This window comes from Lysobacter fragariae (assembly GCF_054779775.1).
In genome coordinates this window covers 1-12993 of sequence record NZ_BAAGXP010000007.1, presented here as the reverse complement: position 1 = coordinate 12993, position 12993 = coordinate 1, and the positions used below count along the sequence as shown (strand labels likewise).

The following is a 12993-nucleotide window of genomic DNA, read 5'->3' as shown; positions in this document are numbered from 1 at the left end:
GATCCTGCAAAATGTACGTCCGCTATCCCGCCGAGCAGTCCGATGTCCGCCGCCCCCGCTTGCCCGCAGTGCACCTTGCGCAACACCTATGTCGACGGCGCCCAGTACGTATGCGCCGATTGCGGTTTCGAGTGGCCCATGTCGGAAGAGTCGGCGGGCGAGGGTGGCACGGTCGTCCGCGACAGCAACGGCAACGCGTTGGCCAATGGCGATACCGTCGTCGTCATCAAGGACCTGAAGGTCAAGGGTTCGTCCATTCCGCTCAAGCAGGGCACGGTGATTCGCAACATCCGCCTGGTCGAGGACGACGCCGAGCACATCGAAGGCAACTCCGAGAAGATCAAGGGTCTGGTGCTCAAGACCTGCTTCTTGCGCAAGGCGTGATCGTTTCGTCGACGCTCGTGCGCTTGCGTCATCGAGTATCTGGTCGCTACATCGCGCCGACGATGCAGGCCGTGGCGGTCGACTACGTGGTCCAGCTGGCGGCTGTCATGCAGGTTCGGCCGCAGCCAGCCGCCCGCGATTGACGGTCCTGCACCAAGTCCACGCTGGCGGGCATCACCAGGTCGACCCAGCGGTTGGATCAGGGCGTGAAACTGAATGGGCCAGCCAGCCTGATTCGCCACGGCGCACCGTTTCGCGTACAGTTCGCCCCGTTCCGCGCACGGCTGAACCGTTTTCCTAGGTAAGCCCGCCGCTTCCGGTCATCGACCGGGTCATGCGGCCCATATCCCGTACGCCTTTCGTCGCGCAGACACGGTCCGGAGCTTCCGGCACCGTCCAATCAGAACACTCGCAGCGCGGTATCAGGAAAGCTTCGAGTCCGCGGTCGGCATGTCCGGTCGCGAATCCTCACGGAGCTTCAAACATGTCCTTCGAATCGCTCGGGCTGGCGCCCGCGCTGCTGCGCGCCCTGTCCGAAAACAACTACACCACGCCCACGCCGATCCAGGCCGAAGCCATCCCGCTGGCGATGGCCGGCCATGACCTGCTGGGTGGCGCGCAGACCGGCACCGGCAAGACCGCCGCATTCGGCCTGCCGCTGCTCAATCGCCTGTCCAAGGCCACGCCGCCCAACGGTCCGCGCAAGCCGCGCGCCCTGATCCTCGTGCCCACGCGCGAGCTGGCGGTGCAGGTGTGCGACAGCCTGCGTGGCTATTCCAAGCATCTTCGCCTGAGCATCACCGCCATCTACGGTGGCGCCGGCATGCAGCCGCAGGTCGATGCGTTCCGCCGCGGCATCGACGTGCTCGTCGCGTGCCCTGGCCGACTGATCGACCACCTGGAGCGCGGTACCGCGCGCCTGGACAACGTCGAGATGCTCGTGCTGGACGAAGCCGACCGCATGCTCGATATGGGCTTCCTGCCGGCGATCAAGCGCGTCCTCGGCAAGCTGCCGCCGCAGCGCCAGACGATGCTGTTCTCGGCCACGTTCGAGGAGCAGATCAAGGCGCTGGCGCTGGAATTCATGCGCAATCCCAAGCAGGTGCAGATCGCGGGGAACAACACCATCGCCGAGACCATCGCGCACCGCGCGCACCCGGTCGAAGCGTCCCGCAAGCGCGAGTTGCTGACGCAGATCCTCGCCCAGCGCCACACCGACCAGGTGCTGGTGTTCGGCAAGACCAAGCACGGTTGCAACCGCCTGGCGGAGCAACTGGAAGCTTCCGGCCTGCAGGCCGTGGCGATCCACGGCAACAAGAGCCAGGGCCAGCGATTGAAGGCGCTCGCGCAGTTCAAGTCGGGCAAGGCGCGCGTGCTGGTGGCGACCGACGTCGCTGCCCGCGGCCTCGACATCCCCAACCTGCCGCTGGTCATCAACTACGACCTGCCGATGGTGGCCGAGGACTACGTGCACCGCATCGGTCGCACCGGTCGCAACGGCGCGCAGGGTGAAGCCCTGTCGCTGGTGTCGCACGACGAAGCCGGATTGCTGCGCCAGATCCAGCGCATGCTGAAGACCGAGGTGAAGCTGGTGGACGTCGCCGGTTTCGAGCTCAGCCGTCCGCTGCGCATCGACAATGCGCCGGTCGTGCCGCGTGGCACGCGTCCCCCGCAGCGTGGGCATCGTCCGCATGGCAAGCCGGGCGTGCCGCGCCAGGGCCACGCCGGACCGAAGCAGCATCGCGGTGGCGGCAACGGCCAGGCGGCCGGCAAGCCCGCCGCACGTCGCGACCAGCGCGCCTGATCGCGCAAACCCGCAGCGTCAGTCGCTGACGCTGCGGGACCGCTTGCGCCCTTGCGCGCAAGCCATCAGCAAGCCATCCAAATAGGCAGCAAACCGTCTGTCGCCCGTGTTACGGACAGCCGGTGACGCGCATGCGGATCACTGGTACATACTGGCCCGGCACAGAACCGCACCAGGGGGAGCGATGGCTGGGGCAGACACGCGTTATGCGCGAATGGACTCGCCCCTCCTGCGCTTCGCCGATGCCGGCGTCGAGCAGGCCTATCGAAGCTTCTTCCTCGAGCAGGACAAGCGACAGGCGTTCTTCGCCGTGGGCTTGTATGCAGCGCTGAAGGCATCCTTCGCCGCCATCGACCTGATGGTGCAGGCCACGGGGCAGGTCGAGTGGGTGCTGCTGATGCGATTCGCCTTCGTTGCGGCATCGTTGCTGGTGATGGCGATGATCCCTCGCCTGCGCCGGCCCGTGCACTACGACGCGTTGATGTTCGGCTGGTGCATGCTGGTCGTCGCAAGCACGTTCTATACGATCGCGCATCGGCCCGCGGACCACTTCGGGTTTGTCAGCACGTCGCCGCTGCTCGTGGTCCTGTTCTTCGTATTCTTCCGCAACCGGTTCGAGTTGCAGTTGCTCGCCAGCGCGTCGCTGGTGGCGGGCGACCTTTTCACGACCTTCGTGCTCCGCGATCCGCAACCGATGGCCGTGCTGATCCAGATCTGTGTCAGCTATGGCGTGGCGCTCGTGGTGGGCATCGCGGTGTCGCGACAGCTGAAGGACTCGCGGCGCAACCACTTCGCCACCTTGCAGCACGAGCGCGAGCTGTCCGATGCATTGCGCGAACTGGCCTATCGCGACGAACTCACCGGCATCCTCAACCGCCGCAGTTTCCTGCAGCAGGCCGGCGCGTCGTGGCGCTGGTCCGCCAACAGCGTGAGCGATTGCGTGCTGGTCATCGACCTTGACCACTTCAAGCACCTGAACGACCGCTATGGGCACGATGCGGGCGACCAGGCACTGGTCGGGTTTGCACGGGTAGTGGAGGGCATCAAGCGGGAACAGGATCTCTTTGGCCGCATTGGCGGCGAGGAATTCGCACTGCTGCTGCCGACCACGCAACTGGTCGAGGCCGAACTCATGGCGCAGGACATCGTGGCCGATTGCCGCAGCCTGCGGCTGGCGAACGTCGGCGAGCACCTGTCCGTGTCGGTCGGCATCGCGCGCGTCGAGCCTGGCGACCAGGATCTTGCCGCCACCCTGCGCCGTGCGGATCGTGCGCTTTACCAGGCCAAGGCATTGGGGCGCGGACGCAGTGTGACGGCCTAGGAACGCCTGTTAGGAACGCCTGAACAAATCAAATGTCGTCCCGAGCGCAGCGAGGGACCTGCTGTTTAACCGCGAAAAACAGATCCCTCGCTACGCTCGGGATGACAAAGCTTGTTGACAGGCCCGGGTGCCACCGCGCTCACCGCATGGCGCAGTCCCTCAGGCGGCCAACCCCGCCGCGTGGCCGGACGCCCAGGCCCACTGGAAGTTGTACCCGCCCAACCACCCGGTCACGTCGATCACCTCGCCGATGAAATACAGGCCCGGCACGCGCCGTGACTGCATCGTGCTGGAGGAGACGCCATCGGTATCCACGCCGCCCAGCGTCACTTCCGCCGTGCGATAGCCTTCGGTGCCGCTTGCCACCAACGGCCATGCTTCCAGCATCGCGGCGATGTCGCGCAGTTGCGGCTCGTTGAACTGGCGGATCGGGCGATTGGGCAGCCAGTGTTCGCATAGGCGCTGTGCGAAGCGTTTCGGCAGCAATTCGCCCAGCACGGTTTTCAGTTCCGCGGCGGGCCGCTGCGCTTGCCACTGGCGCAGCGTCGCCAGTGCGTCCATGCCCGGCAGCAGGTTCAGCTGCAGGTCGTCGCCGGGTTGCCAGAACGAGGAAATCTGCAGGATCGCGGGGCCGCTGATGCCGCGATGGGTGATCAGCAGGTAGTTGCTGAAAGATTGCCGGCCGCAGCGCGCTTCCACCGGGAATGCGACGCCGCTGAGGTCCTGCAGGCGTTCCTGGTGCTTGCCACTGAGCGTGAGTGGTACCAGGCCGGCGCGTGTGGGCAGCACGTCGTGGCCGAACTGGCGCGCTACTTCATAGCCGAAGGCGCTCGCGCCCATGCTCGGGATCGACAATCCGCCGCTCGCCACCACCAGCGACGGCGCGGTGAACACACCGCGCGTCGTGTGCAGGTGGAATTTCCCTGGCGAAGCCGGCCCGCTGTCGCCGTGGATGACGCGCTCGATGCTGCATGAGGTTTCGATGCGCACGCCGGCCGCCGCGCATTCGTCCAGCAGCATCTTGACGATGAGCTTGGACGACTCGTCGCAGAACAGCTGGCCCAGTTCCTTCTCGTGGTAGGCGATGCCGTGGCGTTCGACCATCTCGATGAAGTGCGCCGGGGTATAGCGGGCCAACGCCGACTTGCAGAAATGCGGGTTGGCCGACAGGTAGTTGGCGGGCGTCGCACCGGTGTTGGTGAAATTGCAGCGCCCACCGCCGGACATCAGGATTTTCTTGCCGACGCGGTTGGCGTGTTCGATCACCACCACCGACTTGCCCAGCTGCCCCGCGGTGATCGCACACATCAGTCCAGCGGCGCCACCGCCAATGATGAGGACGTCGGTCGCGGTGGCGCTCGGCATGCAGCTGGGGTCCGGAAAACAAAGGAGCCCATTCTAGGCGCTCGCCTGCCGCGCCCGGAGGCATCGCGCCGGCTCGTCGGTGCGATGCCTGTTTTTCCCAGCGGACCGCGATTGCCCGCCGCTCAGGCCGCTGCCTGTCGCAGCACGTCCAGGTCGATCTTCTTCATCTGCAGCATCGCCTGCATCGCCTTGGGATTGCGGATCAGCTGCGGCAGCTCCCTCGGAACGACCTGCCAGGACACGCCGAACTTGTCCTTCAGCCAGCCGCACTGCTGCGCTGTCGGATCGCCGCCCTGGGACAGCTGGCCCCAGTAGTGGTCGACCTCCGCCTGCGTCTGGCAGTTGACCACCAGCGAAATCGCCTCGTTGAACTTGAAGTGCGGACCGCCGTTGATGGCGACGAAATCCATGCCGTCGAGCTGGAACGCGACCGTCATCGCCGAACCCTCCGCCTGTCCCGAGGCCTGCGCTGCGGCCTTGTCGTAGCGGCTGATGTCGCCGACGCGTGAATTCCCGAAGATGCCGGCGTAGTAGTGGGCGGCTTCTTCCGCGTGCTTGTCGAACCAGAGGAACGGGGTGATGCGCTGGAAGCGGGTCTGCATGGTCTTTCTCCTCACGTAGCAGGGGCGAACAGGCCCGTTCTGGGCCCTTCAGTGACAACGACGAACGACCCGGGGCGAAATCGACATTCCGGGGCGAGGATGGTCGCGACGGGAATGAGTCGCCGGTGAGGGCCGGAACGAAGCGGACGCTGGAAAATCGTGGCGACAAGGCGCCGGGAGTATCCTTGGGGCGCCAGATCGCACGAAATGGCAATTCGCTGCGAAGAAGGACGACGCGATGAGCATGCCTGGATCGCACGGATGGACGCGGCATGCATGGACAACAGGCAGGTACGAACCACGCATGGATGAGCAGTCACGGCTGGAAGGACCATGAGTCCCGATCCCCAATCAGCCAATACGGGTTATCAGTTGCGCCTGACGCCGCGCGGGGACTTCCTGCAGGTGGACGTCAGTGGCGACATCGACGCGCAGACGATCCGCATCGCCTACTGGCGCCAGATCGCGGCCGAAGCCAAGGCCCTGGGCCTGCGCAAGGTGCTGGTGACCGATCGCAAGAAGCACCAGCCGGCCACGCCGGCGGAGCTGGGCGAACTGGCGCTGCTGTTCGCGGGCGAAGCAGGAAATTTCGACCGCGTGGCGGTGATCGAACCCATCCCGGAGTTCCTCCCGGCCGTTGAACATGCGCAGATCTTCGGCCAGGGGCTGGGGATCAACGTGCGCATCTTTGTCGATCCCGACGAAGCCGAGCGCTGGGTGCGCTACGGCTCGCCGGATGACCTGCCAGACGTCTAGGGGCGACGTTTCGACGTAGTGGGGAGACCTTCCAGACGTCTCGGGGAGTCGTTTCGAGGTGGTGGGGAGACCTTCCGGACGTCTCGGGGAGTCGTTTTGACGTGGTGGGGAGACCTTCCAAACGTCTCGGGGAGTCGTTTTGACGTGGTGGGGAGACCTTCCAAACGTCTCGGGGAGTCGTTTTGACGTGGTGGCGAGACCTTCCGGACGACTCGAGGAGTCGTTTCGAGGTGGTGGGAAGGCGTGCCCTGCGTCATCCCGAGCGCAGCGAGGGACCTGCTTTTCTTCCAGTAGGTGGCCCTTCAAACAACAGGCCGCCCGAAGGCGGCCTGTCAAACCTTCCGCAGAGCGGCTCAACCCGCCACGGGCGCCACCTGCCGACGCTGCCTGGCCCAGCGCGACCCCAGCTCCTTGCGCATGTCCTCCAGCCCATGCGCCGCGCCTGACAGCTTGAGCTGGCCGTAGCCTTCCATCGCCACGTCCATCACGTCGCTGCCCAGCGCCGACACCGTGTCATCAAGCTGCGAGAACAACTGCTGCAGTTGTTCCAGCACCGGACGCAGTTGGTCCAGCGCAGCCAGGTCACCCTCGGCGGCGCTCAAGCCCAGACTCGGCGGCACGATCTGCAGGTTCTGCTTGAGCACCCGCACCGTCTGCCGTGCAAACACTTCCGTCTTCGGCCCCATGTACTGGATACCGCGACGATCTTCGGGCGCCAGCGAAATCAGTCCCGGCAACGCGGCCCGGATCTGTGCGATGCCCGCCAGTGCGGCGGCCTGCTGTTCCGGGGTTACCACCATTGAAACGAGGTCTTGCGACACAGCCATCTCCTTGTGCTTTCCATGTGTGTGCCGGCGATGTTGCCGGCAGCGTCCTTGCTCCGCCGCGTTCCGTGTGGCGTTGGGTGATCGCTACGGGGCGATCGGAGCGGGGGGAGTGTGGCAGGGAGCGGGCTGGGTTGGAAACCCGTGCCCAATGGGATGGAGCCTGGTCGAAGCTGTACAAGAGTTCGAGCGCCCAGCTGCCGACGGGGGCATCCTGCACCACCTTCTCGTTGCTTGTGAGTTCAGAGCAGGTCTCAGCTTTCACGCGATCTTAATAGGCCTCGCTTAGCCTGACTTCCGACAGGGATACGCCGGGACCAGCGACGAACTGGCCCCGGCGCCTTGTCTTGGGGCCATGGGTATGTCGCACGAGTCGCACGCAGGGCGTCTCCTCACTGCCGTCCTCTTCATTCTCGTTTCCCTCACGTTATTGGCACCTGCGGGCCTATTGGTCGCCAGCGCTTTTGCCGGCGTTGCGGCTGCCGCGGCAACGGCGGTCACCCCTGACACCGCTTCCGACTCCGTGGCCGCCACCGCTGCCGAGTTCCGCGTCGACGAGTCCGGCGCCGCGACCTACAGCATTCCCCTTTACGGCGTTCCCGGTACGGCCGGAGTTTCGCCCAAGCTGGCGCTGAACTACACCAGCCAGGGCGGCTACGGACCGATCGGCAAGGGTTGGTCGATCAGCGGCCTGTCCTCGGTCAGCCGTTGTCGTGCGACCCGCGAGGCGGGCGACTTCATCGTCGGGGGCGTTGCCGCGGACGGCACCGCCCAGCCGGTCAACTACAGCGCCACGGACCGCTACTGCCTCGACGGCCAGCGCCTGATTCCCGCGCCCGCCGGCAGCGCTGGCTGCACGGCGGTGGCGAACATGACGGCCACCAACCTGCGCACCGAGCTCGAGTCCTTCCAGCGCGTGTGCGCCTACACACCGACGGGCGGAACGGCAGGTGTCGCGTTCTTCACCGTAGAGCGCAAGGACGGCTCCATTTCCTGGTACGGCGATCGGGTCATCAATGCGACTCAGAACCTGACCTACAACGGCTACTTCAACAGCACAGTGCCGGGTAAGACGGGATTCGCGCTGTCCTGGGCGCAGACACGCTTCCAGGACTCCACCGGCAACTACATCGATTTCGTCTACTACCAGAATGCCGACGGCGTGACAGGCGAACACCTGCTGCGTGAGGTGCGCTACACCGGCAAGGTCGCTCTCAGCGGACAAACCAGCAATCTCAACCCGTACGCCCGCATCATCTTCACCTACAGCCTGCGCAGCGCCGGCACGCAGGGGAAGGGGTATCAGGGCGGCGGCCTCCTGACCCAGGCCCATCGCCTGGACAGCATCACGGCGTGCAATTCGCTGACGCTGTGCGACGTCGCCAACCAAGCCCGGCATTACAAGCTGACGTACGCCGCCGCGCCTTCTGGCAGCGGACTGGACACGCTCACCAGTTTTCAGGAGTGTCGCGACAACGGCGCCAGTGCGGTGTGCTTGTCGGCAACCACGTTTGCCTGGAGTGCGGGCAAATACGAGTTCGCGAGCAAGGAGTATCCCCCGAATCTGCCCACCGGCAGCCTGGCCAAATTTTCGGGATTCAAGCTCGGGGACGTCGATGGCGATGGTCGCCAGGACATCGTCTACCTGAAGGACGACGTGTGCAGTACGGAGGGCCTGTTCGTCCTGTATGGCATCGTCGGTACCGGCGGCACGCCGAGCTTCACCCAGAGCGCGTCGATCTGTACGCCCTCGGAATTGCACAGCTACGGTGAAGGCAGCTGGCACCTGATCGACTACAACGGCGATGGCCGCGACGATCTGTTTGTCCGTGGGGCCAGTTCGTGGGCGGTGTATCCCTCGCAGGGCCGCGCCGGAAGCATGAATTTCGACACGTCGCAGAACCTGATCGCGAACCTGTCACCAGCCATTCCGTCCCAGGCCGACAAGAAGGACCAAGTCCAGTTGGCCGACCTCAACGGCGATGGTCTTACCGACATCGTGTATCCCAGTGGCAGTGCGTTGAAGGCCCGGCTGATGGAGCGCCAGGCGGGTGGGTTCGTCTGGGGAGCCGAGCGCTCGATCAACGTCGACCTGAGCGCACTTGGGCCCTTTGACCCTCGCTGCGGCAATGGTTATGTCTGCTTCCGGATGCTGGAAGAGGTAACGCCAAAGACCGGCTTCAACCAGTTGGCGGACTTCAACGGCGACGCTGCGTCCGACCTGCTGATCGGGGTAAACGAGCAGGTCGAACAAGTGGGCAACTGCACACCGCAGTTCGCTGACCCCGGTACGACGGCCGCGTCCGCGGATGACACGGCCACTCCCTACCGGTTGCAGATCTCCCAAGCGTCCGTCGCGAAAGCCGCGGCGACGGGAATGTGCGAGATCGACAACATCCTCAGGACGCACGCTTTTACCGTCACCTCGCTGACGGCGACAACCGTGCAGTTGGGATCGTACGCCTACCTGCCCGGGTACCCCGACACCATCAGCCTGGCCGATGCCAACGGCGATGGCCTGACCGACGTTTTCTATCGACCGCAGTCGAACAGCGAGTGGAGCTACCAGATCAACACCGGCGCTGGCTTTGCCAGTCCCGTCCAGCTGACGCTGCAGACATTCCTGGGGCAAACCCGCTTCGCCGACGTGAACGGCGACGGCCGCGCCGACGTCCTGCACCCGGTCAGCTCGTTGTTCAATAAGGCCTACTACGCACGCTACGCGCTGCCCAACGGCGGGTTTGGGGCCGAAACCGCTTTGCCCGGGGGCAACGCTCTGCTGTGCGAGGGTGTGTCGTGCGATGAGAATCTGAAAGTTCCGATGTTCTCGGACTTCGATGGCGACGGGAACACCGACTTCCTCTCGCTCAAGATGGACGACAACGCGGATCTGCTGCTCTCTCGCTCCAATGGACGCTTTGCACCTCGCGACGTCATTTCCCGGATCACCAACGGCTTTGGCGCGCAAACGAACATCGGCTACGCGCCGCTGACCAATGCGGCGCTGTACCGGCGCGATGCCGGCACGCGTAATGCCACCAACTGGGGACGCGGTGCCCCGGTACTCGATCTGCTTGCCCCCATGTACGCAGTGGCCAGTGCCTCCAGCAGCTCGCCACAAGCGAGCGACCCCAATGCTTTGGCTGCGCTGTACTACCGCTATGCCGGCGCCAAAGTGCAGGCCGGTGGCCGCGGCTTCCTCGGTTTTGAGGAGATCGTGACCATCGATCCCAACCATGCCGGCGGTTACGTCACCACGGCGACCACCTACGATCAGAATTTCCCGTTCGTCGGCATGCCACTGCGGACGATCAAGCGAGTGAATGCCGGGTCGAGTTATGTCGTGCCCGTGTGCCTGAGCGGCACCATCGACGACAGTTGCTACGCCAATCCAGGCGATGGATTTCCGGCGCTTGCGGGAAGTTGGTTCGTCGACAACACGCAGGTCTGGGAAGGCGACACCGATTTCGCCGGCACAGCCATCACCGCCTTTGCAGCGGGCGTGCAGGCACCGGTACAGGTGCGTACCGCAGGCACGACGGAGAACGCGCGCGACCCGTTCACCCTGTCATGGACCAGCAAGATCCTGACGACCTTCGACTACGGCGCGTATGGCAACGTGACCGCGACAACGGCCGATACGTACACCGGGGCCGTCGCGACGCCGATGTCCACGCTCATCACGGCGAACACCTACGCCAGCGACAACGCCGCTCAGTGGCGGCTGGGGCGCCTGACCCAGACGATCGTGACGCATCGTCGCCCTGGCCGTACCGACGTGGTGCGTACATCCACCTTCGGCTACACCATGACAGGAGCCATTACCGGGCTGCTCAACGCCGAGCGTGTGCAACCCGGTGGAGGCGCCAACCTTGAATTCCTCAAGGAGTACACGCTCGACCAGTTCGGGAACCGCACGCTGGCCGAGACCTGCGCATCGCCGGCGACCGCGTGTGATACCGCCATCGTCTTCCATCCTGCTACGCCCACCGCGATCGAGCGCTACAGCCGAACGGCCTACGACGCCATTGGCCGCTATCCACTGGCGACGTACGAGCCCTTCTGGACCGCTTCGGGCGGTGCCGAGGTAAAAACCCAGGACATCCTGGCGCGCAACATCTTCGGCGATGTGATCGATGCTGCGGACGTCAATGGTGTTCGTGCTCTCGCGGTCCCGGGCACACTGGGGCGGCCCTACTACACGTGGGTGCAGACCGTCGCGGCGGCGCCGCCGGGCGAACCGACGCAAGGACGTGAAGCGTGGACGACGTACCGCTGGTGCGGTACCGGTTCGGGCGAAGTGAACTGCCCCGCGGGCGCACGGTTCCGGCAGAAGGTCGTGGCCGAAGGCGCAGCGCCCGCGTGGACGTACTACGACGTGCTAGGTCGCACGGTCATGGCGGCCGGTGGCACCTTCAACGTCAATGTAAGTGCCAAGGATGTCAGCGCCGTATGCACGGACTACGACATTTCCGGCAAGCCGCGCCGGGTCTCCAATCCATTCTTTCTGGCGGGCACGGCCGGTGCTGACGGCCCCACTGGATTGGACTCGGTTTGCTCCAACGCCAGTCGGCTGTGGACGACAACCACCTATGACGTTCTCGGGCGGCCCACCGACGTCACCACGCCCAATCAGAACGAGCCGGGCGGTTTGGCGGTCGTATCGACCGACTACAACGGCAATACCACGGTCATCACGGACGCCCGTGGCAAGAGCACCAGTCAGGTCCGCAACGGCAAGGGCGAACTGGCCAGCGTGACCGACGCGGACGGACTGGTCACAAATTACGGCTACTACGCGGACGGCGGTGCCTACTACGTACAGCGCGATGCCGGCCGCGGCATCGTCCAGAACGTCTTCTATTACGACGTGCTGGGCCGAAAGATCCAGCAGAACGATCCCGACACCGGGGTCACCACCTTCGAGTACAACGCGCTAGGCGAACTGACCGCCCAACAGGATGCGGCCGGCAACCGCATCGAGAACGAGATCGATGCCCGCGGCCGCGTCTGGCGTCGCACCGTCCGCAAGGCCAGTGCGAGTGTCGAGTCCCAATCGACCTTCACCTTCGACACCGCCACCAATGGGGTTGGACAGGCCACCTCGGAAGCCATCACCGGTGTCTACGACGGCTGGGCCGCGCTTGCCGTGACGCAGCCGCAGTTGAACCTGAGCTACAGCCGCAGTTACAGCTACGACTCGATGGGGCGTCCGCTGGGCAGCACCACCACGATTGACGGTGCCAACTACACGGCCGCCGTGCAGTACGACACGCTCGGCCGTGCCTGGAAGGCACTGGATGCTTCCGGCAGATGGGCCAAGACGCTGTTCAATGCCCGGGGCATGGCGACCGCCACATGCACCAGCACCGTGGGCGACACGGCCAACGCCTGTCCGAACGACAGCAACACCTACCTGCAGAACATCGAGACCGATGCCTGGGGCCACGTCATCAAGGAGCGGCGCGGCAACAGCACTGCAATGGAGGTCACCCGCAGTTACAAGCCCGACACCGGGNGCACGCGAAGGAAAACCGGTACCTCGAATCCTTCGCGTACGACGATCTCAGTCGGTTGACGACCGCCACATTGACGATGCAGGACGGCGTCACGGTCAATCAGGTTGCCCAGACCGTCGAGTACGACCTGCTGGGCAACATCTGCCGACGCACGACCTTGGGCCAGGCGGCCATCGACTTCACGTACGTCGGCCGGTCGGGGTGTGGGCTTGGTGGTGCGAACAGCATCCACGGCAGCGGCGGAACCGGGCTCGCCAGCCCACATCAGGTGAGCGGGATCGGCACGACGAATACCTACGTCTACGATCCAAGGGGCAACCAGACGGTCAAAGACACGGCTTCAGCGAGCTTCGACCGCACCATCAGTTACTCGCTTGACGACCATGCGCATGAGGCGGTCTCGGGAACGGGCGTGCGC

At 64.9% G+C, this 12993-nt stretch carries 9 protein-coding genes; 6 read left to right on the top strand and 3 right to left on the bottom strand.

The window, feature by feature from the left end; translation table 11 throughout:
* The first annotated feature begins 42 nt into the window (after window positions 1–42).
* The 3 genes from ACYVD7_RS09000 to ACYVD7_RS08990 all read left to right on the top strand — a co-directional run bounded on the left by ACYVD7_RS09000 (window position 43) and on the right by ACYVD7_RS08990 (window position 3509).
* Window positions 43–384: a zinc ribbon domain-containing protein YjdM gene (locus ACYVD7_RS09000; RefSeq protein ID WP_460761925.1), complete on the top strand. Its 342-nt coding sequence runs from the start codon at window positions 43–45 to the stop codon at window positions 382–384.
* 484 nt (window positions 385–868) lie between these two features.
* On the top strand, window positions 869–2188 hold the full coding sequence (locus tag ACYVD7_RS08995; protein ID WP_460761922.1) for a DEAD/DEAH box helicase: 1320 nt from the start codon (window positions 869–871) through the stop codon (window positions 2186–2188).
* Between the two features lie 214 nt (window positions 2189–2402).
* A complete protein-coding gene (locus ACYVD7_RS08990) occupies window positions 2403–3509 on the top strand; it encodes a GGDEF domain-containing protein (protein ID WP_460761920.1) in 1107 nt (368 codons plus the stop codon).
* A gap of 159 nt (window positions 3510–3668) precedes the next feature.
* Here the strand turns inward: ACYVD7_RS08990 and ACYVD7_RS08985 are convergent, their stop codons facing one another.
* Window positions 3669–4874, bottom strand: coding sequence for a BaiN/RdsA family NAD(P)/FAD-dependent oxidoreductase (locus tag ACYVD7_RS08985; RefSeq protein WP_460761917.1), 1206 nt, complete (start codon window positions 4872–4874; stop codon window positions 3669–3671).
* Between the two features lie 122 nt (window positions 4875–4996).
* A complete protein-coding gene (locus tag ACYVD7_RS08980; protein WP_460761915.1) occupies window positions 4997–5476 on the bottom strand; it encodes a VOC family protein in 480 nt (159 codons plus the stop codon).
* A gap of 333 nt (window positions 5477–5809) precedes the next feature.
* Here ACYVD7_RS08980 and ACYVD7_RS08975 point away from each other — a divergent pair, with 333 nt between their 5' ends.
* The gene (locus ACYVD7_RS08975; protein WP_460761912.1) at window positions 5810–6232 is read left to right on the top strand and encodes a hypothetical protein; all 423 of its coding nucleotides are present in this window, start codon (window positions 5810–5812) and stop codon (window positions 6230–6232) included.
* Between the two features lie 353 nt (window positions 6233–6585).
* Here the strand turns inward: ACYVD7_RS08975 and ACYVD7_RS08970 are convergent, their stop codons facing one another.
* The gene (locus ACYVD7_RS08970; RefSeq protein WP_460761910.1) at window positions 6586–7053 is read right to left on the bottom strand and encodes a hypothetical protein; all 468 of its coding nucleotides are present in this window, start codon (window positions 7051–7053) and stop codon (window positions 6586–6588) included.
* A gap of 358 nt (window positions 7054–7411) precedes the next feature.
* Between ACYVD7_RS08970 and ACYVD7_RS08965 the strand changes: the two genes are divergently transcribed.
* Complete coding sequence (locus tag ACYVD7_RS08965) at window positions 7412–12634, top strand: FG-GAP-like repeat-containing protein (protein WP_460761907.1); 5223 nt, start codon at window positions 7412–7414, stop codon at window positions 12632–12634.
* Between the two features lie 17 nt (window positions 12635–12651).
* Window positions 12652–12993: hypothetical protein (locus ACYVD7_RS08960; protein ID WP_460761905.1), on the top strand; the 342-nt coding region annotated here is incomplete at its 3' end.

What these genes read in the sequence shown, in the direction of transcription:
- ACYVD7_RS09000 (WP_460761925.1), top strand. Translation starts at nt 43, where the DNA reads ATGTCCGCCGCCCCCGCTTGCCCGCAGTGCACCTTGCGCAACACCTAT.
- ACYVD7_RS08995 (WP_460761922.1), top strand. Translation starts at nt 869, where the DNA reads ATGTCCTTCGAATCGCTCGGGCTGGCGCCCGCGCTGCTGCGCGCCCTG.
- ACYVD7_RS08990 (WP_460761920.1), top strand. Translation starts at nt 2,403, where the DNA reads ATGGACTCGCCCCTCCTGCGCTTCGCCGATGCCGGCGTCGAGCAGGCC.
- ACYVD7_RS08985 (WP_460761917.1), bottom strand. Translation starts at nt 4,874, where the DNA reads ATGCCGAGCGCCACCGCGACCGACGTCCTCATCATTGGCGGTGGCGCC.
- ACYVD7_RS08980 (WP_460761915.1), bottom strand. Translation starts at nt 5,476, where the DNA reads ATGCAGACCCGCTTCCAGCGCATCACCCCGTTCCTCTGGTTCGACAAG.
- ACYVD7_RS08975 (WP_460761912.1), top strand. Translation starts at nt 5,810, where the DNA reads ATGAGTCCCGATCCCCAATCAGCCAATACGGGTTATCAGTTGCGCCTG.